We start from the raw sequence: 24697 nt of genomic DNA, 5'->3' as shown, positions 1-24697 counted from the left end.
AGGGGTCAGCGAGCCTCGGCGGTGGCCGCGGTCTGGGGCACGAGCTTGTGGTACGCCCTGAGCGTGTCGGCCGCGACGCGGTCCCACGAGTAGCGGGCCACCGCGCGGTCGTGCCCGGCGGTGCCGTAGGCGTGGCAGAGCGCCGGGTCGTCCAGCAGCCGCCGGACCCGGGACGCGAGCTCCTTCGGCTGCTGCGGCCGGACCAGCAGCCCGGTGACGCCGTCGACGACGGTGTCGGTCAGCCCGCCCACCGCGGCCGCGACCACCGGGACACCGCAGGCCATCGCCTCCAGCGGCACGATCCCGAACGGCTCGTACCACGGCGTGCACACGACGGCGTCGGCCGAGCGCAGCAGGGCCGGCATGTCCTCACGGGACACCTGGCCGGGCCACCGGACGCGGTCGCCGACCCCCAGCCGGTCGGCCAGCTCCCGCAGCCGCTTCGCCTCCGGGTCCTGCGACAGCCGCCCGCGCTCGGGACCGCCCGCGATCACCAGCTCGGTGTCCGGCAGCTGGGCGAGCGCGGTGATCGCGATGTCGAAGCCCTTGCGCGGCACCAGCCGGCCGACGGCCACCAGGCGGTGGCGTTCGCGGCGGCGGGCGGTCGGCCCGTCGGGGGAGAAGCGCCCGAGGTCGACGCCGCAGGGCACGATCGAGATCCGCGACCGCGGCACGCCGAGGCGCGACAGCTCGAACACCTCGTCGGAGCAGGTGGCGACGACGCGCCCGGCCTGCCTGCCGATGATCCGCTCCAGCCGGATCCGGTCCGCGGGGCTGGTGTCCTGGTTCCCCTGGTACCGCTTCTTGACGACGCCGAGGGCGTGGAACGTCTGCGCGACCGGCGTCGCGGTCGCGCTCGCCGCGAGGACGGTCGCGAGGCCGGACATCCAGAAGTGGGCGTGCGCCACGTCCGGCCGGTCGGCGGCCCACCGGTCGCGCAGGAAGCTCCCGAACTCGCCCATGTACGGCAGGAGGTGGTCCTTCGGCTCCTTCCGCGGCGGCCCGGCGGGCACGTGCACGACGTCGTACCCCTGCGGGGTCCGGACCTCGGGCGGCTCGTCGAGGCTCTCCCGGCGCGTGTAGACGGTGACGTCGTGGCCGGCGCGCGTCAGGGCCGCCGACAGCTCCGCCACGTGGACGTTCTGCCCGCCGGCGTCGGCTTCGCCCAGCGCGGCGAGTGGGTTGGCGTGCTCGGACACCATCGCGATCTTCATCGGTGAGGCGTTCCCTTCGGGGTCAGCGGGCCGTCTCGGCGAGGAGGTGGTCCCAAGCGGTCAGGAAGGCGTCCAGCCCGTGGTTCTTCAGGGCGTGTTCGCGGGCGTTCTTGCCGGCCAGCGCGGCGAAGTCGGGCTCGTTGACCAGCTCCCGGAAGCCCCGGGCCAGCACGGAGACGTCGGTGGACAGCACGCCCGCGTCGGGCGGCACGGCCTCGATCGCCTCGGTGGCGGCGAAGACGACGACCGGCATGGCCAGGTGCATCGCCTCCAGAAGGGACAGTCCCAGCGACGTCCAGCGGGCGGTGTGCAGGTAGACGCGGCGGCGGGCGATCTCGTCGTGCAGGGCGGGCGCGGGGACGTCGCCCTGGCCGCGCACCGGCCCGGACAGCTCCTCGGTGCCCATGCCGAACAGGTCGACCGGGGCGGCCCCGGCGAGGGCGTCCAGCAGGTCGGCGCCGGTCACGCGGCGGCGGCGCACCGGCTCGTTGATCATCGACACGCCGGCGGCGAGCTCGCCGGTGTAGCGCGCGCCCGGGTCGGGGATGCCGTGCGGGACGACGGTCGTGGGCGCGCGGCCGCAGTCCCACATCGCCTCGTTGAAGTGGGTCACGTGCGTGACGGTGATGTCCGGCCGCGCCGCCAGGGGGTGCTCGCTCGAAGCGGCGTACGGCCGCGGCGCGTTGTGTTCGACGTAGACGGCCGGCGCGCCGAGCCTCGCCACGAGGTCGAGTTCCTCCGGGCGCTGCACGACCACGACGTCCGGCTCGGCGTCGGCCAGGCGGTCGAGCGGAACTTCGGTGACGGACGGCCAGTCGCGGCCGGCCTTCCCGAGTCCCCACGGTGCGCCCTCCGGGGACACCGGCAGGAGGTACTGGTGGCGGCCGCGGACGAAGGCGTCGGTCCACGAGCCGTGCACGTGCCAGAGCAGTACTCTCAGGCGCCGGGATCCGGGTTCGGTCATGGCCACCTGGTTTCCCGGAGAACGCCTGTTAAACGTGCCCCCCGCGGGGGTACCCGGCTCACGGCGCTTGCGTCGGCGAAGGGACGGCCATCGATGCGGTTCACCCCACGGGGTACCCGGTTCTTCGACCTGCTCACGGACGCGGCGAGAAACCTGGTGACCGCCACCGCGGTGCTGCGCGACCTCGTCGCCGCCGAGCCCGGCGAGCGGGAGCCGCTCGCCAAGCGCCTGCACGAGGTCGAGCACCAGGGCGACGAGCTGATGCACACGATCATGGTCGAGCTCAACAGCTCGTTCGTGACGCCGTTCGACCGCGAGGACATCCAGGCGCTGGCCGGGAAGATCGACGACGTGCTCGACTTCATGGACACCGCGGCGGACCTGGCCGTGCTGTACCGCATCGAGGCGTTCCCGCCGGGCACGGACCTGCTGGTCCGGGTGCTGTGCCGGTGCGCCGAGCTGACCGCGAACTCGATGCCCGGGCTGGCGAAGGTGGGCGAGCTCGAGCCGTACTGGATCGAGATCAACGAGCTGGAGAACGAGGCCGACCGCGTCTACCGGCGCGTGCTGGCCCACCTGTTCGAACCCGGCGGGGACGCCCTCGAAGTGCTGAAGACCAAGGAGGTCGTCGAGCAGTTCGAGCTGGCGGCCGACGCCTTCGAGCACGTCGCCGACGTGGTGCAGACCATCGCGGTGAAGGAGTCCTGAGTGACGGGCACGGCCGCCCTGGTCGTCGTGATCGTCCTGACGCTCTTCTTCGACTACACCAACGGGTTCCACGACGCCGCGAACGCGATCGCGAGCGCGGTGTCGACGCGGGCGCTGACCCTGCGCGCGGCGCTGCTCCTGGCGGCGGTGATGAACCTGGCGGGCGCGCTGCTGTCGACGGGCATCGCCGCGACGGTGGCGAAGGGCATCATCGACGTCCCGGCCGGCCCGGACGCGCTGACGGTGGTGTTCGCCGCGCTCACCGGGGCGATCACCTGGAACCTGGTCACCTGGTACTTCGGGCTGCCGTCGTCGTCCTCGCACTCGCTGATCGGCGGCATGGTGGGCGCGGCGCTGGCCGCGGCGAGCACCGTGCACTGGGCGGGGATCACCGAGAAGGTGCTGATCCCGATGGTGGCTTCGCCGCTGCTCGGGCTGGGGCTGGGCTACGTCGCGATGGTGGCGGCGCTGTGGCTGCTGCGCCGCGCCAACCCGCACCGCAGCGGCCGGGTGTTCCGCCGGTTCCAGATCCTGTCGGCGTCGGCGCTCGCGCTGGGCCACGGGTTGCAGGACGCCCAGAAGGGCATGGGCGTGATCGTCCTGGCCCTGGTGGCGGCGGGGGAGCAGTCGACGTTCGCGGTCCCGTTGTGGGTGACCCTGCTGTGCGCGGTGGCCTTGTCCCTGGGCACCTATTCGGGCGGTCTCCGGATCATGCGCACCCTGGGGCGCCGGGTGTTCCCGCTGGACCCGCCGCACGGGTTCGTGGCGGAGTCGGTGGCCTCGTCGGTGCTGTACGTGACGGCGTTCGCGGTGAAGGCCCCGATCTCGACGACCCACGTGATCACGGCGGCGATCATGGGGGTGGGCGCGACGCGCCGGCTGTCGGCGGTGCGGTGGGGGATCGCGCGCGACATCGTGCTGGGGTGGGTGCTGACCTTCCCGGCGGCGGCCGCCGTGGCCGCGGCGGTGTACCTGGTGGCGGACGCGCTGACCTGAGCGGCGTGGGTCGGTGTGGGCAGGGGCGATGACAGGAATGAGTCATTCACGTCGTCTGGTGACATGAATGAGTCATTCACGTCATCCGGCCGCGCCGAGGTCGCTGACCTGAACCGCGTTTGCCTCTTCCTCCCGCGGGAAACCGGCCTCCGAGACCCGTACCCGGAAAGGGAGAGCCATGAAGGCAGTGACCTGGCACGGCAAGCGCGACGTCCGCGTCGAGGACGTACCGGACCCCAAGATCGAGGAGTCCACCGACGCCGTCATCCGCGTCACCTCGACCGGGATCTGCGGCTCCGACCTGCACCTCTACGAAGTGCTGGGCGCGTTCATGACCGAAGGCGACATCCTCGGCCACGAGCCGATGGGCGTCGTCGAGGAGGTCGGGGACGCGGTCACCGGCATCAAGCCCGGGGACCGCGTCGTCATCCCCTTCAACATCTCGTGCGGCCACTGCTGGATGTGCCAACGCGGCCTGCAGTCGCAGTGCGAGACCACCCAGGTGAAAGAACACGGCAAGGGCGCCTCGCTGCTCGGCTACACCAAGCTCTACGGCCAGGTCCCCGGCGGCCAGGCCGAGTACCTGCGCGTCCCGCAGGCGCAGTACGGCCCGATCAAGGTGCCGGACGGCCCGCCGGACGAGCGGTTCGTCTACCTCTCCGACGTCGTCCCGACCGCGTGGCAGGCCGTCGAGTACGCGAACGTCCCGGAGGACGGCACCGTCGTCGTCTTCGGGCTCGGGCCGATCGGCCAGATGTGCGCCCGGATCGCGCGGCACCGCGGGGCCGCTCAGGTGATCGGCGTCGACCTCGTGCCCGAGCGGCTCGCCCGGGCCCGCGAACACGGCGCGACCGCCCTCGACACGCGCGACCACAAGGACATCGGCGACAGCATCCGGCAGCTGACCACCGGCCGCGGCGCGGACTCCGTCATCGACGCCGTCGGCATGGAGGCCCACGGCGCTCCGGTCGGGAAGCTCGCGCACACGCTCGTCGGCCTGCTGCCGCAGCCGCTGGGCGAGAAGATCACCGAGAAGGCCGGCATCGACCGCCTCAGCGTGCTCTACGCCGCGATCGACGCCGTCCGCCGCGGCGGCACCATCTCGCTGTCCGGCGTCTACGGCGGCATGGTCGACCCGATGCCGATGATGGAGCTGTTCGACAAGCAGGTGCAGCTGCGGATGGGCCAGGCCAACGTCCGGCACTGGCTCGACGACATCATGCCGGTGCTCACCGGCGACGGCGACCCGCTCGGCGTCGAGGGCTTCGCCACCCACAAGCTGCCCTTGGCCGACGCGCCGCGCGCGTACGAGATCTTCCAGAAGAAGCTCGACGGCGCCCAGAAGATCCTGTTGCAGCCCAACGCGTAACCCGGGAGGGAACTGACTCTTGCGAGCCGTCACCTCGCTGCCGTACGAAATCACCGTCTCCGACCACGTCCGGATCCCGGCGTCCGACGGGACCGTGCTGTCCGCCCGCATCTGGCGGCCGGTCTCGTCGGACACCGAGCCGGTGCCCGCGATCCTCGAGTACATCCCGTACCGCAAGCGCGACCTGACCGCCCCGCGCGACTCGATCCACCACCCCTACCTCGCCGGCCACGGCTACGCGTGCGTGCGCGTGGACATCCGGGGCACCGGCGAGTCCGAGGGCGTCCTGGCCGACGAGTACCTCGAACGCGAGCAGCTCGACGCCGAGGACGTCCTCGAGTGGATCGCCGCGCAGCCGTGGTGCACCGGCGACACCGGGATGATGGGGATCTCCTGGGGCGCGTTCGCCGCCCTTCAGGTCGCGGCGCGGAAACCGCCGAGCCTGCGCGCGATCGTGATCTCGTCGTTCACCGACGACCGCTTCGCCGACGACATGCACTACATGGGCGGCTGCCTGCTGTCGGACAACGTCGCCGAGTCGGGCACCATGTTCGGCTACGCCACGCTGCCGCCCGACCCGGCGGTCGTCGGCGAGCGGTGGCGCGAGATGTGGCTGGAGCGGCTGGAGAACTGCAGCCTGTGGATCGAGAACTGGCTCGGCCACCAGCGCCGTGACGACTACTGGCGGCACGCCTCGGTGTCGGAGAACTACAGCGACGTCCAGGTCCCGGTGCTGGCCTCCAGCGGCTGGGCCGACGGCTACTCCAACGCCGTCATCCGGCTGCTCGCCCACCTCGACGTCCCGCGGCGCGGGCTGATCGGGCCGTGGTCGCACAAGTACCCGCACCTCGGCGAGCCGGGGCCGGCGATCGGGTACCTCCAGGAAGTCGTGACGTGGTGGGACCACTGGCTGCGCGGCGTCGAGAACGAGGCCATGGACGGGCCGATGCTGCGGACGTGGATGCAGGAGAGCGTCCCGCCGTCGACGTCCTACGAGGACCGCCCCGGCCGCTGGGTCGGTGAGGCCACCTGGCCGTCGCCGCACGTGAAGCCGCAAGAGCTTCCGCTGGCGCGGCACCGGCTCGCGCGGCCGGAGGAGACCGTCGAAGACGAAGCGCTCACGGTGTCCTCGCCGCTGTCGGTGGGGCAGTTCTCCGGCAAGTGGGCGTCCTACAGCGCCCCGCCGGACCTGCCCTACGACCAGCGCGAGGAGGACGGCGGTTCGCTGGTCTTCGACACCGACGTGCTCACCGAGCGCTGCGAAATCCTCGGCTCGCCCAAGGTGCGGCTGGAGGTGTCGGCCGACCAGCCGGTGGCGATGATCGCGGCCCGGCTGTCCGACGTCGCCCCGGACGGGCGCGCCACCCGCGTCACGTACGGCCTGCTCAACCTGACCCACCGGGACGGCCACGACGAGCCGGCGCCGATGGAGCCGGGGGAGCGGTGCGCCGTCGAGATCGAACTGAACGCCGTCGCGCAGGCTTTCCCGGCGGGGCACCGGATCCGGCTGTCACTGTCCACTTCGTACTGGCCGCTGGCGTGGCCGCCGCCGAAGCCGGTGCTGTTGAGTGTCCACACCGGACACAGCGCGCTGGAGCTGCCGGTGCGGCCGGTCGCCGAACCGGACGAGCTGCCCGCCCGGCCGTTCGGCAAGCCCGAAGGCGCGCCGCCGATGCCGGTGACCGCGCTGACGCCGGGGGAGCAGCGCTGGACCGTCTCGCGCGACCTCGTCGACTACCACTCCGCGCTCGACATCGTGAAGAACGCCGGCACCGTGCGCTTCGACGAGCTCGACCTCGAGGTGAGCCGCGACGTCCGGGAGCGCTACACCTGGGAGGCCGACGACTTCTGCTCGCCGGTCGCCGAAACCGAGTGGATCGTGACCTTCTCCCGCGGTGAGTGGCTGGCGCGCAGCGAGACCCGGACGCGGGTGTCCTGCACGGACACCGAGTTCGTGATCGACGCCCGGCTCGACGGCTACGACGGCGCCCGCCGGATCGTGTCCCGGAACTGGCACCGGCGGATCCCGCGTGACCTGGTCTAGTTTCACGACCGCGTGACGGGGTAAGCACTCCGTGTGCGGATCGTGATCACCGGGGCCACCGGCAACGTCGGGACGGCGCTGCTGGACGCCCTCGACCCTGCCTGCGACGTCGTCGGCCTGGCGCGGCGGCTCCCCGACACCACGGCCGAGCCGTACCGCCGGGCGGGCTGGCGCGCCGCCGACATCGGGGTCCGGGGCGCCGAGCAGGAGCTGACCCGGCTGTTCGACGGCGCGGACGCCGTCGTCCACCTCGCGTGGGCCATCTCGCCGGTGCGCGGCGACCCGCCGATGTGGCGCACCAACGACCACGGCACCCGGCACGTCCTCGCCGCGGCCGCGGCGGCCGGGGTGCCGCACGTGGTCGTCGCGTCGTCGGTCGCCGCGTACGGGCCCGCGCCGCGCTGGGAGAAAGTGCCGGAAACCCACGCGTGCACCGGGATCCCGCACAGCGCCTACAGCCGGGGCAAGGCCGCGCTGGAGACCCTGCTCGACCGGTTCGCGGAGCGGCACCCCGAGGTGTCGGTGGCGCGGATCCGGCCGTGCGCGATCGTCCACCGGCGCGCGGCCGGGCAGTTCGCGCGCTGGCTGCTCGACCCGGTGGTGCCCGCCCGGATCGTCGGCGGCCGGCGGCTGCCGGTTCCGCTGTGGACCGGCCTGCGCGCCCAGGCGGTGCACACCGCCGACGTCGCCGAAGCGATCCGGCTGATCCTCGACCGCGGTTTCGCCGGCGCGGTCAACCTCGCCGCGCCCGAGGTCCTCGACTCCGACGCGCTGGCCGCGGTCCTCGGCGGCCGGCGGATCCCGGTTCCGAAGCCGTTGGCGCTGGTCGCCGTCCGGGCGGCCTGGGCGGGCGGCGCGCTGCCGGTGCACCCGGGCTGGCTGGAGCTCGCCGACCGCGCGGCACTCGCCGACCCCACGCTGGCGGAGACCGCGCTGGGCTGGCAACCTCGGTACGACGCCGCGTCCGCGGTCGCCGAGCTGGTCGCCGGGTTCCGGTCGGGCGAGGGGGCGGCGAGCCCGCCCCTGGCCCCGCCGCGCCGCGGTGGGGTCGTGTCCAGGCTGCGCTCGCTCACGCGGGTGGGGCCGAGCCACCAGTCGCAAGCCTGAACGGGAGGCCGCCAGTGAGCACCGAAGCCGCCGACGCCGTGGTGATCGGCGCCGGCCACAACGGACTGGTGGCGGCGAACCTGCTGGCCGACGCGGGCTGGTCGGTGCTCGTGCTGGAGGCGACCGAGCACGTGGGCGGCGCGGTCCGCACGGCCGAGGTCACCGAGCCGGGCTTCCGCAACGACCTGTTCAGCGCCTTCTACCCGCTCTCGGCGGTGTCGCCGGTGATCCGGGGCCTGAAGCTGGAGGAACACGGCCTGCGCTGGCGGCACGCGCCCGACGTCCTCGCGCACGTGCTGCCCGACGACCGGTGCGCGGTGCTGTCGCGGGACGTCGACCGCACGGCGGCCTCGGCCGACGAGTTCGCCCCGGGCGACGGCGACGCGTGGCGCCGGCTGTTCGAGCAGTGGCGCGAGCTCCGCGAGCCGCTGCTGAACGCGTTGTTCACGCCGTTCCCGCCGGTCCGCCCGGCGCTGAAGCTGCTGCGGCGCACCGGAACCGGGGACGCGCTGCGCCTGGCGCGGATGCTGACGCTGCCGGCGCGCCGGTTCGGCGACGAGCTGTTCACCGGCGAGGGCGCGAAGCTGCTCGTGGCGGGGAACTCCGCGCACAGCGACCTGTCCGTGGACAACGCGGGCAGCGCGGTCTTCGGCTGGCTGCTCGCGATGATCGGCCAGGACGTGGGCTTCCCGGTCCCCGAAGGCGGGGCGGGGGAGCTGGTCGCGGCCTTGGTGCGCCGGCTGGAGTCCCGCGGCGGGCAGGTCCACTGTGGACGTCCGGTGCGCGAGGTGCTCGTCGGCGACGGCCGGGCGCTCGGCGTCCGGGACGATTCCGGCGTCGCGGTGCGGGCGAACAAGGCCGTCCTCGCCGACGTGCCGGCGCCGGTGCTGTACCGCAAGCTGGTGGGGGCGGAGTGGCTGCCGTCGCGGCTGCTGGAAGACCTCGGCAAGTTCGAATGGGACAGTGCGACGGTGAAGGTGGACTGGGCGTTGTCCGGCCCGATCCCGTGGACGGCCTCGGAGGCGCGCGGCGCCGGCACGATCCACTTGGGGACGGACCTGGACGGGCTGTCGGCGTTCGGCGGCGAACTCGCCCGCGGCCGCACCCCGCGCCGCCCGTTCCTGTTGCTGGGCCAGATGACCACGACCGACCCGACGCGCTCGCCGGCGGGCACGGAGGCGGCGTGGGCGTACACGCACGTGCCGCGCGGGACGATGGAGAACCGCACCGCGCTGGAGCGGCGGGTGAAGCGCATCGAGGAGACGGTCGAGGCGAACGCGCCGGGGTTCACCGACCTGATCAAGGCCCGCTACGTGCAGGGGCCGGCCGAGCTGGCGGACCACAACCCGGGCCTGGTGGGCGGCGCGATCAACGCGGGCACGACGGCGATCCACCAGCAGCTGTTCTTCCGCCCGGTCCCGGGGACGGGCCGCGCGGACACGCCGGTCGACCGCTTGTTCCTGGCGGGCGCGTCGGCACACCCGGGCGGCGCGGTGCACGGTGGGCCCGGATCCAACGCGGCTCGCGCGGCGCTCGCGCGGGCTGGTGTTTTGGGTGGGGGATATGCGGCGGTGATCCGGGCGGCTCACCGCGCGATCTACGGCTGAGCGCGGGGTGTGGCGGTGATCCGGGCGGCTCGCCGTGCGATCCGCGGCTGAGCGCCGGTGCCTCCGGCCGCCACCCGGGATCCACCGCCGAGCCCGGCGTTCTTTCCCTGCCTTATTTCGCTTGCGGCCGCACGCCGCCTGCCGCATACTCGGCCGCCGATGCCGGGACCTGCGGAAACGGGTGGTTCGTGTTCGATGTGATCATCGCCGGGGGCGGGCCGACCGGCGCGATGCTGGCCGCCGAACTGCGGCTGCACGACGTGCGGGTCCTCGTGCTGGAAAAGGAACCCGAGCCCGCGTCGTCGTTCGCGCGCGTCGTGAGCCTGCACGTCCGCAGCCTCGAGCTCATGGCGATGCGCGGCCTGCTGGACCGCCTCCTCGAACGCGGCCGCCGGCGCCCGGTCGGCGGGGTCTTCGCCGCCATCCCCAAACCGGCACCCGAAGGGCTCGGCTCCGCGTACCAGCTGGGCATCCCGCAGCCCGTCGTCGACCGGCTGCTCGGCGACCACGCGGCCGACCTGGGCGCGGAGATCCGGCGCGGGTGCCCGGTGACCAACCTGGAACAGGACGACGAAGGGGTGACCGTCGAACTGGCCGACGGCGAGCGGCTGCGGTCGCGGTACGTCGTCGGCTGCGACGGCGCGCGCAGCACCGTCCGCAAGCTGCTCGGGGTCGGCTTCCCCGGTGAACCCGCGCGGACGTTCACGCTGATGGGCGAGCTGGCAGCAGCCGCGCCGCCGGAGGAGATCACGGCGAAGGTGACCGAGGTCCGCGAGACGAACAAGGCCTTCGACTTCCGGCCCTTCGGAGAGGACGTCTACCGCGTTGTGGTCGCCGAATCGAAAGCCGGCGCGGAACCGCCCGGCATCGAGGACTTCCGGCAGGCGTTGCACGCCGTCGCCGGCACCGACTTCGGCGTGCATTCCCCGCGTTGGCTGTCTCGCTTCGGTGATGCCACCCGGCTGGTCGAGCAGTATCGGGTCGGGCGCGTGCTGCTGGCCGGCGACGCGGCGCACATCCACCCGCCGGCCGGCGGGCAGGGCCTGAACCTGGGCGTCCAGGACGCGGTCAACCTCGGCTGGAAGCTCGCCGCGCGGATTCGCGGCTGGGCGCCGGAAACCCTGTTGGACACCTACCACGCCGAACGCCATCCGGTGGCCCAGGACGTGCTGGACAACACCCGGGCCCAGGTGGAACTGCACTCCCCCGGGCCGGGCCCGCGGGCCGTGCGCGGGCTGCTCGCCGAGCTGATGGACTTCCCCGAGGTGAACCGGTACCTGATCGAGAAGATCACCGCGCTCGGCATCCGCTACGACTTCGGGGCGGCCCCGGACCTGGTCGGCCGCCGCCTGCGTGACGTCGAACTGAAGCAGGGGAGTCTTTATGACCGGTTGCGCGCAGGCCGCGGTCTGGTGCTCGACCGCACCGAGCGGCTGAGCGCCGGGGGCTGGGCGGACCGGGTCGACGTCATCGCGGATCCCACGGCGGCCGTGGACGCGCCGGCGCTGCTGCTCCGCCCCGACGGGTACGTCGCCTGGATCGGCGAGCACCAGCAGGAGCTGGACGCCCACCTGGCCCGCTGGTTCGGCGAGCCCGCCGGCTGATCACGGACGCGGGTGGCCGCTCTTCGACCGGGCGTACTTGCCGGTCGCCAAGTCCGCCAGCCGGGCCAGCGACTCCGTGTTCCGTGGCTTCACCAGCAGCGACTGGAGGGCCGCCGGAAGCACCTTGCCCGGGCCGCGCACGATGTGCTCGGTCATCCGGACCAGCGTCTCGCCCTCGCCGTGCGGCACGAGCGTCAACCCGACCGCCGCCGCGCCCAGCGGCCAGCCACGTGCTTCCAGCGACAGCGACCGGCCCGGCTCGACGGCCGTCACGACCGTCTGGTCCTGGATGTGCACCGGCCACGGGCCGACGCTGTGGTGGATCCGCGAGCCCACGGCGGGCCAGTCCCCGTCGACGCCGCGGATGTGCGAGCTCCCGACCACCCAGCCGGCATAGAGCCAGCCGTCGGCCAGCACCTCGAACACGGCTTCGGGCGGTACGTCGATCACGCGGCTGACCTCGGTCACGGCTTCCTCCTGCTGGTCGGGACGAACGAGGAGTACCCCGTCCGGGACGGGGTATGCCCCGCGCCGGAGCAGGAGGTGGCGATGGCAGCCAACGGACGGAAAGCGCCCGAAGGACCGGGCGAGCTCGACAAGCGGACGTGGGGCGGGGTGCTCAAACGCACCTTCAAGCAGTTCAACCGCGACAACCTGACCGACTGGGCCGCGGCGCTCACGTACTACGGCGTGCTGTCGCTGTTCCCGGGCATCATCGTGCTCACGGCGATCCTCGGCCTGCTGGGCCCGAACGCGATCCAGACCGTGATCGACAACATCAACCAGCTGGTCCCGGGGCAGGGCAAGGACATCCTCGTCGGCGCGATCAAGGAGCTGGCCGGCTCGCGCGGCCTGGCCGGGCCGCTGGCGATCATCGGCCTGCTCGGCGCGCTGTGGTCGGCGTCGGGCTACATCGGGGCGTTCATGCGCGCGTCGAACGCGATCTACGGCATGCCGGAGGGCCGGCCGGTCTGGAAGACGATCCCGCTGCGGATCGCGCTGACGGTCGGCATCGTGGTGCTGCTGGCGGCGTGCGCGCTGGGCGTGGTGGCGACCGGCTCGGTGGCCCGCCGGATCGGCGACGCGATCGGGCTCGGCTCGACCGGTGTCCTGGTGTGGGAGATCGCGAAGTGGCCGGTGATCGCGCTGCTCGTCAGCCTGGCGTTCGCCCTGCTGTACTGGGTGGGGCCGAACGTGCGGCTGCCGGGGTTCAAGTGGCTGACGCCGGGCGGGCTGCTGGCCGTGGTGCTGTGGGTGCTGGCGTCGGCCGGGTTCGCGTTGTACGTGGCGAACTTCGGGTCGTACAACAAGACCTACGGTTCGCTGGCCGGGGTGATCGTGTTCCTTGTATGGTTGTGGATCTCGAACATCGCGGTGTTGCTGGGGGCCGAGCTGGACGCCGAGGTGGCCCGCGGGCGCGCGATCGAGGCGGGCCGCGAGGACGACCAGGCGGAGCCGTTCCTGCCCCCGCGCGACACGAAGGCGATGGACGAGGACGAAGCCGCGGACGTGGCGAGGGAAACCGAACGGAGCTGAGCGGATGGCCTGCCGGATCACGGAGCTGGTGCTGGACTGCCACGACCCGGACCGGCTGGCCGAGTTCTGGTGCGCGGTGCTCGGCTACGAGGTGATCGGCCACGAGCCGGACGGCCTCGAGCTGGGCCCACCGGGCGGCCGGTTCGGTTCCGGCCCGCCGACACTGGTCCTGGCGCGGACGGAGAACCCGAAGCGCGGCAAGCTGCCGTTGCACCTGGACGTGAGCCCGGCGGGGACGGACCAGGACACGGAGCTGGCGAGGTTGCTGGCGCTGGGGGCCCGCCGGGCGGATGTGGGCCAGGACGGGAGCGAGTCCTGGGAGGTGCTGCAGGACCCGGAGGGCAACGAGTTCTGCTTGCTGCGCAAGGACGTGGGGGAGGCCTGAAGCGACGTCATGAACGACTCGTTCATGACGCGGCGCGCAAGGGGCCCAGCAAAGTCAGGTCAGCGCGGCCGATCCGGTCGCCCGCACGTCATGAACGGGTCGCTCACTTCGTCAGACGACATGAACGACCCTTTCATGACATCGCCGCGACGCCGGGCAGACCGCGCGGCCACGACTTTGCCGGAGCCCTGACGTCCGGCGCGCGGTGAACGACTCGTTCATGACGCGGCGCGCAAGGGGCCCAGCAAAGTCAGGTCAGCGCGGCCGATCCGGTCGCCCGCACGTCATGAACGGGTCGCTCACTTCGTCAGACGACATGAACGACCCTTTCATGACATCGCCGCGACGCCGGGCAGACCGCGCGGCCACGACTTTGCCGGAGCCCTGACGTCCGGCGCGCGGTGAACGACTCGTTCATGACGTGGGGTTGGTGGCGGGCGGCCTCGCGGTGCTGGGTTGGTCAGGACGTGCGGGGCGTGGTGAACGACTCGTTCATGACGTCCGGCGCGCTGAAAGACCCGTTCATGACATCAGCCAGCCGGCATGCCCACTCGCGTGGCAGCACCCTTCCCCTGCCCCTCGGGAACCCTCAGCTTTCCGCGGGCTCCACGGCACAGCGACGCCACCGAACCTGATCCCCGGCCGGATCGGCGTGCCAGACAGCAGTCCCTTCGGACTCCCAAGTGGGCACCAACCGCCCGGTCACGACCCGCCCCCGGGCCACCTGGCCGAACAACTCGACCCCGTCGGCGCGCCGGGCCGCCGGAATCCACGCCGGGAACCTCGTCCGCGGCAGCTTCCGCTCGACCCACTCCCGCGCCGATCCCTCGCTGCCGTGCTCGGACTCGACGATGCTCGACACCGGGCCGTCGCCGCCGACCGTCAGGCCGATCGACGCGCGCCAGCGCACGGGGGAAGCGTCGGAGTTCATCGGTCCCAGGTTCCCGGACGAGCGGGTCCGCGGGCCAGTACACGGACGGGTGGATCGACGCTCACTCACCGTGTCTCCTGTCACTCGCCAGGGTAAGAGCCACCCGGGAGTTCCCCGCCCGGGTGATCTTCAATCACGCGCGGCTGAGCAGCCGCGCGCACGCCTTCTCCAGCACCGCCCGCGCTTCGTCGCCCTCGAGCCGCGCGGCCCGCTTCGTCGCCGCCGAGATCGTGCGCTCGGCGCGGTAGGCCTCCACCAGCCGGGGGTCCACATAGGACGACCGGCACACCGCCGGGGTGTTGCCGAGCGCCTTCGAGACCTCCTTCATCACCCCGGACTCCGCGCGCTTGGCCGCGGCTTTCGACGCCGGCGCCTCGGCCGCGGCGAACGCGGCCGCCGCCAGCACCGTCGCGTTCCACGTCCGCAGGTCCTTCGCCGTGCAGTCGTCGCCGGCCAGCTCCTTGAACCGCTCGTTGATGTCGGCCGCGTGCACCTCGTGCCACGTCCGGCCCTCGCGGTAGACGAGCAGCCGGTCGCTGCCGGACTTGCTGCGCAGCAGCGACTTCACCACCGAGGCGAGCGCGGCGTCCCGGATCGCCACTTCGCGGTCGAGACCACCCTTGGCGACGTAGCAGAACCGGCATTCGTCGCCGCGGACCGACGCGTGGGAACGCAGGAGCGTCGCGACGCCGTGGGTGCCGTTCTCCTCCGCGTACTCCTCGCCGCCGGTGCGGAAGATCCCGCGGTCGAGCATCCGCAGCGCCGCCGCGAGCACCCGCTTCCGGGTGAGCCCGGACCCGGCGAGGTCCTCCTCGACCGCCTCTCGCCACGCCGGCAGCCGGCGCGCCATCGCCAGCACGCGGTCGTGCTTCTCCTCGTCGCGGTCCCGGCGCCACTGCTCGTGGTAGAGGTACTGCCGCCGCCCGGCGTCGTCGGTGCCGACGGCCTGGACGTGCCCGTTCGGGTAGGGGCAGATCCACACGTTCCGCCAGGCGGGCGGGATGACCAGGCCCTTGATCCGGTCGAGCAGCTCCGGGTCGGTGACCGGCGAGCCATCGGGCATGGCGTAGGAGAAGCCCCGGCCGCGGCGGATCCGCCGGATGCCGGGGCCGCGCAGGTCGCTGCGGCGGAGTCGGGTGCGTCCCATCGCCGCGAAATACCCACCCGGCGTACCGGGAAACCATGATTGCCCGACGGCGGGCCGGGTAAGCCGGGGGAAGTCAACCGGAAGGGAGCGGTTCGCATGAGCACCGCCACCAAGCCGCTGGCCGTCGTCACCGGCGCGTCCAGCGGGATCGGGCTCGAGCTGGCGAAGCAGTTCGCGCGGCACGACTTCGACGTCGTGCTCGCCGCCGAGGACGCCGAGCTGGCCGCGGCCGCCGACGAGGTCCGCGCCTGCGGGGCGGAGGTCGAGACGGTCCGGACCGACCTCGCCGCCGCCGACGGGGTCGAGGAGCTCGTCCGGCACCTCGACGGCCGCCCGGTCGAGGCGCTCGCCGTCAACGCCGGCGTCGGCATCAACGGCGAGTTCGCCGGCGACACCCGGCTCGAAGACCAGCTGACCGTGGTCGACCTCAACGTCCGCTCGGCCGTGCACCTCACCAAGCGGGTCGTGCCCGGCATGGTCGGCCGGGGCCACGGCCGGGTGCTGTTCACCTCGTCGATCGCCGGCACGTCCCCGGCGCCCTACCAGGCGGTCTACGCCGCTTCGAAGGCGTTCCTGACGTCGTTCTCCGAAGGCCTGCGCGCCGAGGTGAAGGACAAGGGCGTCACCGTGACGGCGATGCTGCCCGGCCCGGTCGACACCGAGTTCTTCGAGCGCGCGGACATGGAGGACACGAAGCTCGCCGCCGGCGACAAGGACTCGCCGGCGGAGATCGCCGAAGCCGGCTACGAAGCCCTGATGAACGGCGAGGACAAGATCGTGCCCGGCGCGGCGAAGAACAAGCTCCAGTCGGCCGCGTCCCGCGTGCTGCCGGACGAGGCCAAGGCGAAGCAGCAGGGCAAGATGATGAAGCCCGGATCGGCGGACGAATGAGCGTCGTCAAGGAAAAAGCCAAGCAGGTGCAGCGCGGTTACGCCGGCGACGCCGACCGCCCGCTGGCCGGGTACGTCGGGGTGATGGGAGCGTACGGCACCCTCGTCGGCGGGCTCACGGCCCTGGGCCGCGTCCTCGGCAAGCGGCTGCCCCGCCGGTTCGGCCTCGGCGACACGGTGCTGCTGGGCACGGCGACGTTCAAGGCCAGCAGGCTGCTGGCCAAGGACGCGGTGACGAGCCCGCTGCGCGCGCCGTTCACGCGGTACGAAGAGCCGGCCGGCGACGACGAGCTCAACGAGTCCGTGCCCGGGAAGGGGCACGTCGAGCACGCGCTGGGCGAGCTCCTGTCGTGCCCGTTCTGCTTGAACGTGTGGATCGGCACCGGGCTGGCGGCGGGCCTGGTCATCGCGCCCCGGCCCACCCGCCTGGCGGCGACGGTCCTGACCGCCGTGGGTGTCGCCGACGCGCTCCACTTGCTCTACGACGCAGGCAAGAAGCTCGCCTCCGGCTAACCGGCACTTTCACGTGAAAGTGCCGGCCACGCGCCCGGCGGGTGCGGCGGGAGGGCCAGCTCGGCGAAGACGCCGTAGTGGTTGCTCGCCTGGACGCCGTCGATCGGGTCCACCAGCACCCGCCGGCACGCGGCGACCGCCAGCGGTGGTCCCCACGGGCCGCCGCGGACCAGCACGTAGTCGATCCGGCGGCCGGTCTCCAGCGGCATGTCCCCGGCTCGGACCAGCGCGTTCGCCGGGGTGAACGTGTGCCCGGCCTCCTCGGGGTACAGGCTCGCCCACGCGTCGGTATAGCAGACGCTGGCGCCGTTCAGCGCCTGTTTGCCGGTGAGGAACCGGATGCTCGCCGAGTCCGGTGGCGCGTCCAGGTCGCCGAGCAGCACCACGTGCTCTTCGGGCCGGGGGAGCAGCTCCTCGACGAACCGGGCCGTGCGCAGCGCCTGCACTTCGCGTTCGGCTTCGTACCCGTAGGGCCAGCTCGGCTTGTGGTGGACCATCCACAGTGGACCCCACGGCGGCGGCGCCAGCACCTGCGCGACGACGGTGGCGCACCACGCCGGCCGGATCGGCCGTCCGGCGGGCCGCTGGTCGATCTCGTGGGTCTCGCCGATCGGCCACCGGCTCGCCAGGGCCGCTCCGACCCCGCCGTCGACGCCGGAGTGCGCGACGACGTGCCAGCCCTCGCCCAGCAGGTCGGCTACGCCGTCCGGAGCGATCTCCTGCAGCGCGACGACGTCCGGCTCCAAGGCCCGCAGGCGCCCGGCGAGCAACCTCCGCCGGTCCGGCCAGCACGCGTACTCCGGCGCCAGCACGTTCATCGTGAGGACGCGCAAGCGGCTCATCCGGGTCCGCGCCGCAGCGGGCGGACCGCGGGCCCCTGCACGACTTCGCCGTCGACGCCGAACCGCGAGCCGTGGCAGGGGCAGTCCCAGGTCTTCTCGGCGTCGTTGAACGAGACGAGGCAGCCCAGGTGCGTGCAGTGCGCGCCGACGGTGTGCAGCTGCCCGGCTTCGTCGCGGTGCGCGGCGACGAGCTCGCCGCCGACGCGGACGACCTCGGCGTCGCCGGGCGCTAGGTCGTCGAGCTTCTCCGACCGCCACAGCGCCGCCACGTGGTCGCCGATCAGGTACTTCGCGACGGTCAGGTTGTCCTCGGCCACGCCGAGCACCGAGCGGGCGTCGAAGCGGTTGGGGTCGAACAGGTCCGCGGCCGGGTGCGGCTCGCCGAGGATCCGCGCGGCGAGCACGTGGCCCGCGGCGGTGCCGCCGGTCATGCCCCACTGGCCGAACCCGGTGGCCACCCACAGGTTCTTCGTCCCCGGCAGGTACCGGCCGACGTACGGCAGGAGGTCCACAGTGGACATGTCGTGCGCGGACCAGCGGTGGGTCACCCGGTGCAGGCCCGCGTGCGCGTCCGCCCAGTCCGCGAGCCGCTGGTACCGGCGCTCGACGTGGACGTGCGCCCCGACGCGGTAGTGCTCGCCGCCGGCGATCACCATCGGCGTGCCCGACTCGGTGTAGCCGCGCACGGAGTGGTGGGTGTCGGCGTCGAGGAACATCCCCGAGGGCGGCGCGTTCCCGGCCGCCGGACCCGCCACGACCAGGTCGCGGACCGGCTCGAGCCGCGCGAAGTACAGGCCGCGGTCGAGGACGGGGTAGTGGGTCGCGACGACGACCTCGCCCGCCACGACGTCGCCGCGCGAGGTGCGGACGGTCTGGCCGTTCAGCGCGGTCGCGCGGGCGTTCTCGACGACGGTGCCGCCCGCGCGCTCGACGTCGGCGGCCAGCCCGAGCAGCCACCGGCGCGGGTGGAAGTGCGCCTGCCCGGTGGTCCGGACGGCGCCGAGCGTGGGCACGTCGAGGGCGACGTCCGTGGTGAACGAGGCGGACAGGCCGGCCGCGGCGGCGGCTTCCGCCTCGCGCTTCAGCGAGTCGACGGTGTTTTCCCGCGTTGTGTAGACGTAGCTGTCCGCGCGCGTGAAGCCGCAGTCGATGCCCAGGTCGGCCGCGGTGGCGGCGATCCATTCGAGGGCCGCGGTCTGCGTCTTGGCGTAGGTCTGCGCCGCCTTCTCGCCGTGCCGCGAGGTCAGGTCCGCGTACTTCGCCCCGTGCTGGGCGCTGACCTTCGCGGTGGTGTGGCCGGACACCCCGGCGGCGACCCGTTCCGCTTCCAGCACGACGACCGAGCGGCCGCCGCGGGCGAGCAGCAGGGCGGTGGTGAGCCCGGCGATGCCCGCGCCCAGCACGGCGACGTCGGCCGACTCGGGGACCGGCACGCCGGTGCGGTCCGGCGCGGGCGCGGTCTCGACCCAGAGGGAAAGCGGTTCGGGCAATGCGGTCATGCGCGCGGGTTGCCCGTTCCCGCCGTCCCGAAACTCGGCCGTCCGGCCCGTTTCGGCCGGTGGGGCCCGGGTAGGTCTCGGACATGAGTACCAACATTTTCGTGATCGGCCTGGACGAGGAGAACCAGCGCGTACTGGACCGCTTGCCGTGGGCGGGGACGTACGAATTCCACGGCCTGCTGACCCCCGAAGACCTGCAACACGGCGACATCGACTTCGAAGCGCTGCTGAAGACCGCGCAGCACCAGCTGGACGCCTTCGACGGCGATGTCGGCGCCATCGTCACCTACTGGGACTTCCCGGCGGCGACGCTCGTCCCGATCCTGTGCGCCCGGTACGGCCTCCCCAGCCTCTCGCTGGAGGCGGTGCTCAAGTGCGAACACAAGTACTGGAGCCGGCTGGAGCAGCGCAAGGTGATCGACGAGCTGCCGAACTTCGGCATCGTGGACCTCGACGACGAGCACCCGGCCCCGCCCCGCGGGGTCGGCTTCCCGATGTGGCTCAAGCCGGTCAAGTCGTTCTCCTCCGAACTCGCGTTCAAGGCCGGGAACGAGGCCGAGTTCGCCGACGCGGTCGCCGAGATCCGCGCCGGCGTCGGCCGGGTGGGCGAGCCGTTCGGGTACGTGCTCGACCAGGTGCAGCTGCCGCCGGAGATCGCCCGGGTCGGCGGGGCGGCCTGCCTGGCCGAAGAGGCCCTGCACGGCGTCCAGGCCGCCGTGGAGGGCTACGTCTACCACGGCGAGGTCGTCGTCTACGGCGCCCTCGACTCGATCAACTACCCGGACAGCTCGTCGTTCCTGCGCCACCAGTACCCGTCCCAGCTCGGCGAGGAGCCCGTGCGGCGGATGCGCGAGGTGGCCGAGCGGGTGATGCGGCAGATCGGCTACGACAACGGCACCTTCAGCATCGAGTTCTTCTGCGACCCCGAATCGGGGCAGGTCGCCCTGCTGGAGATCAACCCGCGGCACTCGCAGTCGCACGCCGAGCTGTTCGAGTTCGTCGACGGCGTCGCCAACCACGAGATCATGGTGCGCCTCGGCCTCGGCCAGGATCCCGGGCGCCGGCCCAGCAAGGGCAAGTACCAGATCGCCGGGAAGTGGTACCTGCGCCGCTTCGAAGACGGCGTCGTCACGCGCGTGCCGAGCCCGGAAGAGATCGCGGCGATCGAGGACCGGATCGACGGCACGCAGATCGAGATCGTGCCGGCGGCCGGGCAGCGCCTTTCCGAGCTGCCGGAACAGGACAGCTACAGCTTCGAGCTGGCGCAGCTGTTCGTGGCGGCGCACACCGAGCACGAGATGACGCAGAAGTACCAGGCGTGCGTGGACGCCCTGCGGTTCGAGTTCGGCGAAGGGTGACGACCGGGTTTCGACCAGCACCGGGCGGGCTATCCGGGACCACGCGCGAGGTCTACCGTGGGTCCGCAGGAGGTGGTCGCCGTGCCCGCAGTCCGGCGGGACGTCGTGGTCGCCGGTGCGTCGGCCGGCGGGGTCGAGGCGCTGCGCGCGCTCGTCCGGTCGCTGCCCGCCGACTTCCCGGCCACCCTCTTGGTGACCATGCACCTGGCGCCGGGTTCGCGCAGCGCGCTGCCGATGATCCTCGACCGGGCCGGCCCGGTCCCCGCGATGGCCGCCACGCACGGCGCCCCGCTGCGGCCGGGCCGGATCTACGTGGCGCCGCCCGACCACCACCTGCTGGTCGACGGCGATTCGGTGATCCTGACCAAGGGCCCGACGGAGAGCAGGCACCGGCCGGCGATCAACGCCATGTTCCGGTCCGCCGCCGTGACGGCCGGGCCGCGGGTGGTCGGCGTGGTCCTTTCGGGCGCGCTCGACGACGGGGCGCTGGGACTGCGCTCGATCGTCGACCGCGGTGGGGCGGCGGTGGTGCAGGACCCGGCCGATGCCCTGTACGCCGGGATGCCGGAGAGCGCGCTGGCCCTGGTGGACGCCGAATGCGTCCTGCCGGCGGGCGAGCTCGGCCCGGCGCTGGACAAGATCGTCCGGGTCCCGGTGGACGGAGCGGACGTTCCGCCGCCGTCGCCCGCACTGCTCATCGAGGACCGGATCGCCCGCGACGGGGTGCGGCTGGGGTCGGTGGCGCCGGACGCCGCGCTCCCGCCGTCCGGGTTCACCTGCCCGGACTGCCAGGGAGCGCTGATGGAAGTCGACGCGGCGGGTCAGTACCGGTGCCGGATCGGGCACGCGTGGTCGGCGGAAGCCCTGCTCGGCGCCCACGACACCGAACTGCAGCGGGCACTGTGGATGGCCCTGCGCACGCTGGACGAGAAGGCCGCGCTGGCCGAGCGCCTGCGCAAGGATTCCGAGCGCCGGCACGGCATGCTCGCGGACCGGTACGCCGGCACCGCGAAGGAGTGCGCCGCGGCCGCGGAGACCCTGCGCAGGTTCTTGTTTTCGCTCGGCGCGGAGGCCGGGGCCTCGCCATGAGCCTCGCGGCCGGCGAAGTGCACGTGGAGCCGAGTCACGGGACCGGGGCGACGACCGCGTTCGTCACCGGGGTCCTCGCCATCGACTCCTACCCCCAGCTGCGCGACGGACTGCTCAAGCTTTCCGCGGAAGCCCCCGACGGCCTCATCGCGGACATCGGGGGCCTCACCATCCACGATCCCGCGCTGGTGACCGTGTTTTCGCTGGTCGCCATGCGGATCGGCGACTGGCCGGGCATCCCGTTCGCCGTGGTCACCGACCGGCCGGAGCACCGTGCGATGCTCGGCGCCCGGACCGTCGACCGGTTCGTGCCGGTGCACGACGACCGGGATACCGCCGAGCAGCGGCTCCAGCGGCCGCCGCGCCGCCGGGCCGCGCAGCTGCTGGCCCGCTCGGCGAACTCGTCGGCCCTCGCCCGCGACTTCGTCCGGCGCGTCTGCGCGGAGTGGACCGTGCCGGACCTGGCCGAGGACGCCCTGCTGGTGGTGACGGAGCTCGTCGAGAACGTCATCCGGCACACCGAGTCGGCGCCGCGGGTGCGGCTGGAGCTGCGGCGCGACCTGCTGAGCGTCGCGGTGACCGACGACGAACCGCGGCCGGCGGTCCTGCGGGAGCGGCTCGGCGCGCTCGAGCCGGGGCTCGGCCTGCGGATGGTCGCCGAGGTGGCGAAGGTCTGGGGCTGCAGCCGCTCGTGGTCCGGCGGCAAGGTCGTCTGGGCGGTGCTCCCCACGCGTACCGCTCCGTCCGGTGACCGCGACGGCCGGTAGCGTGTCGGACCGTGACCGAGCCCACCGAGCCGAACGGCGAATTCGAGTCGGTGCTCGCGTACCTGAAGGAGTCGCGGGGCTTCGACTTCACCGGGTACAAGCGCAGCAGCCTGATGCGGCGGGTCCGCCGGCGGATGAGCCAGATCGGCGTCGACAACTACCCGGACTACATCGACCAGCTCCAGGTGAACTCCGAGGAGTTCGTGTCGTTGTTCAACACGATCCTGATCAACGTCACCGGGTTCTTCCGCGATCCGGATGCCTGGGAGTACCTGCGTGACCACGTGCTGCCCGGTCTGCTGGCCGAGCGCCGTCCGGAGGAGCCGATCCGGGTGTGGAGCGCCGGCTGCGCGGGCGGCCAAGAGGCCTACAGCCTCGTCATGCTCTTCGCCGACGCCATCGGCGTCGACGCGTTCCGCCAGCGGGTCAAGATCTACGCCACCGACGTCGACGAGGAGGCGCTGGCACAGGCGCGGCACGCGGCCTACACCCCCGTCGAGGTCGAGGGCCTGACCGAGGGCCAGCTGGAGCAGTACTTCGAGCTGCAGGGCAGCCGCTACTGCTTCCGCAAGGACCTGCGCCGCTCGGTGATCTTCGGCCGCAACGACCTGGTGCAGGACGCGCCGATCTCGCGCATCGACCTGCTGGTCTGCCGCAACACGCTGATGTACTTCAACGCCGAGATGCAGACGAAGATCCTCGAGCGGTTCCACTTCGCGCTGGCGCCCAAGGGCATGCTGTTCCTCGGCAAGGCCGAGATGCTGCTTTCGCACGCCCGGATCTTCGAACCCCTCGACCTCAAGCGCCGCGTGTTCCGCAAGGCCGTCAACGCTCCGGTCAGCTACAACCACTTCGTCTCGCCGGGGTTCCCGCAGCGCCGGAACCGCGACATCTCCGGGCTCGACGAGCTGCGCGAGCACGCGTTCTCGGCGAGCCCGGTGGCGCAGATCGTGGTGACCGAGGACGAGGTCACCGCGCTCGTCAACGCGCAGGCGGAGGTCGCGTTCGGACTGTCCGAACGCGACATCGGCCGCCCGCTGCGCGACCTCGACGTGTCCTACCGCCCGGTGGCGCTGCGCGCGTACGTCGAGCAGGCGCGCCTGGAGCGGCGCTCGCTGCGGATCAAGGACGTCGAGTGGCGCCGGGCCGGTGAGGTCGTCTGGTACGAGGTGCACGTCAACCCGCTGGTGGGCAAGGAGAAGAAGCTCGTCGGCGTGTCGGTGGTGTTCCACGACGTCAGCTCGGCGCGGCAGCTGCTCACCGAGCTGGAACACACGAACCGCCAGCTGGAATCGGCCTACGAAGAGCTGCAGTCGACCAACGAGGAACTGGAGACCACCAACGAGGAGCTCCAGTCCACGGTGGAGGAGCTGGAAACCACGAACGAAGAGCTCCAGTCCACCAACGAAGAGCTGGAGACGATGAACGAGGAGCTCCAGTCGACCAACGACGAGCTCCAGACGATCAACGACGCCCTGCGCGAGCGCAGCCTGGACCTCGACGAGGTCGACGAGTTCTTCGAGTCGGTGCTCACGTCGGTCCAGGTGGGCATCGTGGTGGTCGACCGCGAGATGTTGGTCAAGGCCTGGAACCGCGGCGCCGAGGACCTGTGGGGCGTGCGCCGGGAGGAGGCGGAGGGGACGCACCTGCTCAACCTGGACATCGGGCTCCCGCTGGCGGAGCTGCGACCGGCGGTCCGCGACGCGCTGGCGGACGCGGGCTTCCACACGGAGATCGTGCTGGAGGCGATCAACCGCCGCGGCCGGGCGACGGTGGTGCACCTGCGCTGCGGCGCACTGCGCGGGGCGAACGGCGAGAGCCAGGGCGCGCTGCTGATGATGGAGGAAACCCCGGCGGCGCCCTAGGTTCCGGGCCGCGGGGCTCCCGTGATCGTGCCGGCGCCCCGCGCCCGGAGCGTGCCCGCGTCAGCCGGACTGCGGGTCGCTGTCGTCGTGCTGGTCGCCGCTCGACGTGCCCTGCTCGCCGCGCAGGGTCTCGCGCTGGGCTTCGGGGGTGTCGCCGTGCGGGTCCTCGCCCTCGGCCGGGTCCGTCGGGTGCTGCGTGCGGTCCTGCGACGTCATCTCGGATCCTCCCTGGAGTCGTTTCCGGAGACGGTTACCCCGGCGG

General features: G+C 72.5%; 23 protein-coding genes. 15 read left to right on the top strand and 8 right to left on the bottom strand.

The window, feature by feature from the left end; genetic code table 11:
- Positions 1 to 5: 5 nt before the first annotated feature.
- On the bottom strand, positions 6 to 1214 hold the full coding sequence (locus ABFJ78_RS38915) for a glycosyltransferase family 4 protein (protein WP_436392457.1): 1209 nt from the start codon (positions 1212 to 1214) through the stop codon (positions 6 to 8).
- Positions 1215 to 1236: 22 nt separating this feature from the next.
- Positions 1237 to 2178, bottom strand: a complete 942-nt coding sequence (locus ABFJ78_RS38910; protein ID WP_436392456.1) for a glycosyltransferase — start codon at positions 2176 to 2178, stop codon at positions 1237 to 1239.
- Positions 2179 to 2271: 93 nt separating this feature from the next.
- Between ABFJ78_RS38910 and ABFJ78_RS38905 the strand changes: the two genes are divergently transcribed.
- The 7 genes from ABFJ78_RS38905 to ABFJ78_RS38875 all read left to right on the top strand — a co-directional run bounded on the left by ABFJ78_RS38905 (position 2272) and on the right by ABFJ78_RS38875 (position 11613).
- The gene (locus ABFJ78_RS38905) at positions 2272 to 2886 is read left to right on the top strand and encodes a DUF47 domain-containing protein (RefSeq protein WP_436392455.1); all 615 of its coding nucleotides are present in this window, start codon (positions 2272 to 2274) and stop codon (positions 2884 to 2886) included.
- Positions 2887 to 3882 (top strand): anion permease, encoded by a 996-nt coding sequence (locus tag ABFJ78_RS38900; protein ID WP_436392454.1) that lies wholly within the window; start codon positions 2887 to 2889, stop codon positions 3880 to 3882. It abuts the gene before it with no gap.
- Positions 3883 to 4060: 178 nt separating this feature from the next.
- Positions 4061 to 5251: a zinc-dependent alcohol dehydrogenase gene (locus ABFJ78_RS38895; protein WP_436392453.1), complete on the top strand. Its 1191-nt coding sequence runs from the start codon at positions 4061 to 4063 to the stop codon at positions 5249 to 5251.
- A 19-nt stretch (positions 5252 to 5270) separates the two neighbouring features.
- Positions 5271 to 7295 (top strand): CocE/NonD family hydrolase, encoded by a 2025-nt coding sequence (locus ABFJ78_RS38890; RefSeq protein WP_436392452.1) that lies wholly within the window; start codon positions 5271 to 5273, stop codon positions 7293 to 7295.
- A 33-nt stretch (positions 7296 to 7328) separates the two neighbouring features.
- Positions 7329 to 8402: an NAD-dependent epimerase/dehydratase family protein gene (locus tag ABFJ78_RS38885; protein ID WP_436392451.1), complete on the top strand. Its 1074-nt coding sequence runs from the start codon at positions 7329 to 7331 to the stop codon at positions 8400 to 8402.
- 14 nt (positions 8403 to 8416) lie between these two features.
- A complete protein-coding gene (locus ABFJ78_RS38880; protein ID WP_436392450.1) occupies positions 8417 to 10009 on the top strand; it encodes a phytoene desaturase family protein in 1593 nt (530 codons plus the stop codon).
- Between the two features lie 188 nt (positions 10010 to 10197).
- Entirely contained in the window at positions 10198 to 11613 is a 1416-nt protein-coding gene (locus tag ABFJ78_RS38875) for an FAD-dependent oxidoreductase (RefSeq protein ID WP_436392449.1), read from the top strand.
- Here the strand turns inward: ABFJ78_RS38875 and ABFJ78_RS38870 are convergent, their stop codons facing one another.
- Complete coding sequence (locus ABFJ78_RS38870) at positions 11614 to 12081, bottom strand: SRPBCC family protein (protein ID WP_436392448.1); 468 nt, start codon at positions 12079 to 12081, stop codon at positions 11614 to 11616.
- 81 nt (positions 12082 to 12162) lie between these two features.
- On the opposite strand from ABFJ78_RS38870, the gene ABFJ78_RS38865 reads away from it, so the two are divergent.
- Both ABFJ78_RS38865 and ABFJ78_RS38860 read left to right on the top strand, forming a co-directional pair.
- A complete protein-coding gene (locus ABFJ78_RS38865) occupies positions 12163 to 13149 on the top strand; it encodes a YihY/virulence factor BrkB family protein (protein WP_436392447.1) in 987 nt (328 codons plus the stop codon).
- 4 nt (positions 13150 to 13153) lie between these two features.
- Positions 13154 to 13534: a VOC family protein gene (locus ABFJ78_RS38860; protein ID WP_436392446.1), complete on the top strand. Its 381-nt coding sequence runs from the start codon at positions 13154 to 13156 to the stop codon at positions 13532 to 13534.
- Between the two features lie 589 nt (positions 13535 to 14123).
- Here the strand turns inward: ABFJ78_RS38860 and ABFJ78_RS38855 are convergent.
- Complete coding sequence (locus ABFJ78_RS38855; protein ID WP_436392445.1) at positions 14124 to 14465, bottom strand: hypothetical protein; 342 nt, start codon at positions 14463 to 14465, stop codon at positions 14124 to 14126.
- A gap of 133 nt (positions 14466 to 14598) precedes the next feature.
- The gene (locus tag ABFJ78_RS38850; protein WP_436392444.1) at positions 14599 to 15612 is read right to left on the bottom strand and encodes a DNA topoisomerase IB; all 1014 of its coding nucleotides are present in this window, start codon (positions 15610 to 15612) and stop codon (positions 14599 to 14601) included.
- A 96-nt stretch (positions 15613 to 15708) separates the two neighbouring features.
- Between ABFJ78_RS38850 and ABFJ78_RS38845 the strand changes: the two genes are divergently transcribed.
- Both ABFJ78_RS38845 and ABFJ78_RS38840 read left to right on the top strand, forming a co-directional pair.
- Complete coding sequence (locus tag ABFJ78_RS38845) at positions 15709 to 16503, top strand: SDR family NAD(P)-dependent oxidoreductase (protein WP_436392443.1); 795 nt, start codon at positions 15709 to 15711, stop codon at positions 16501 to 16503.
- Positions 16500 to 17015 carry a DUF1360 domain-containing protein gene (locus ABFJ78_RS38840; RefSeq protein ID WP_436392442.1) on the top strand — a complete coding sequence of 172 codons (516 nt, stop codon included), beginning with the start codon at positions 16500 to 16502 and terminating at the stop codon, positions 17013 to 17015. The genes ABFJ78_RS38845 and ABFJ78_RS38840 overlap by 4 nt, the downstream gene beginning before the upstream one ends.
- Here ABFJ78_RS38840 and ABFJ78_RS38835 read toward each other — a convergent pair.
- The gene (locus ABFJ78_RS38835) at positions 17012 to 17857 is read right to left on the bottom strand and encodes an endonuclease/exonuclease/phosphatase family protein (protein ID WP_436392441.1); all 846 of its coding nucleotides are present in this window, start codon (positions 17855 to 17857) and stop codon (positions 17012 to 17014) included. The genes ABFJ78_RS38840 and ABFJ78_RS38835 overlap by 4 nt on opposite strands.
- Positions 17854 to 19356, bottom strand: a complete 1503-nt coding sequence (locus ABFJ78_RS38830; RefSeq protein WP_436392440.1) for an FAD-dependent oxidoreductase — start codon at positions 19354 to 19356, stop codon at positions 17854 to 17856. The genes ABFJ78_RS38835 and ABFJ78_RS38830 overlap by 4 nt, the downstream gene beginning before the upstream one ends.
- 83 nt (positions 19357 to 19439) lie before the next feature.
- Here ABFJ78_RS38830 and ABFJ78_RS38825 point away from each other — a divergent pair, with 83 nt between their 5' ends.
- From ABFJ78_RS38825 to ABFJ78_RS38810, 4 genes are all read left to right on the top strand, one after another.
- Complete coding sequence (locus ABFJ78_RS38825; RefSeq protein WP_436392439.1) at positions 19440 to 20714, top strand: ATP-grasp domain-containing protein; 1275 nt, start codon at positions 19440 to 19442, stop codon at positions 20712 to 20714.
- Between the two features lie 81 nt (positions 20715 to 20795).
- Positions 20796 to 21803 carry a chemotaxis protein CheB gene (locus ABFJ78_RS38820; RefSeq protein WP_436392438.1) on the top strand — a complete coding sequence of 336 codons (1008 nt, stop codon included), beginning with the start codon at positions 20796 to 20798 and terminating at the stop codon, positions 21801 to 21803.
- Positions 21800 to 22570: an ATP-binding protein gene (locus ABFJ78_RS38815; protein ID WP_436392437.1), complete on the top strand. Its 771-nt coding sequence runs from the start codon at positions 21800 to 21802 to the stop codon at positions 22568 to 22570. The genes ABFJ78_RS38820 and ABFJ78_RS38815 overlap by 4 nt, the downstream gene beginning before the upstream one ends.
- An 11-nt stretch (positions 22571 to 22581) precedes the next feature.
- Positions 22582 to 24435: a CheR family methyltransferase gene (locus tag ABFJ78_RS38810; RefSeq protein WP_436392436.1), complete on the top strand. Its 1854-nt coding sequence runs from the start codon at positions 22582 to 22584 to the stop codon at positions 24433 to 24435.
- Positions 24436 to 24495: 60 nt separating this feature from the next.
- Here the strand turns inward: ABFJ78_RS38810 and ABFJ78_RS38805 are convergent, their stop codons facing one another.
- Complete coding sequence (locus ABFJ78_RS38805; protein ID WP_436392435.1) at positions 24496 to 24651, bottom strand: hypothetical protein; 156 nt, start codon at positions 24649 to 24651, stop codon at positions 24496 to 24498.
- Between the last annotated feature and the right edge of the window lie 46 nt (positions 24652 to 24697).

The sequence above is a fragment of the Amycolatopsis sp. MEPSY49 genome, from assembly GCF_051337345.1.
GTDB lineage: Bacteria > Actinomycetota > Actinomycetes > Mycobacteriales > Pseudonocardiaceae > Amycolatopsis.
The sequence above is the reverse complement of the archived record's forward strand: the minus strand, read 5'-3'. Positions and strand labels throughout refer to the sequence as shown.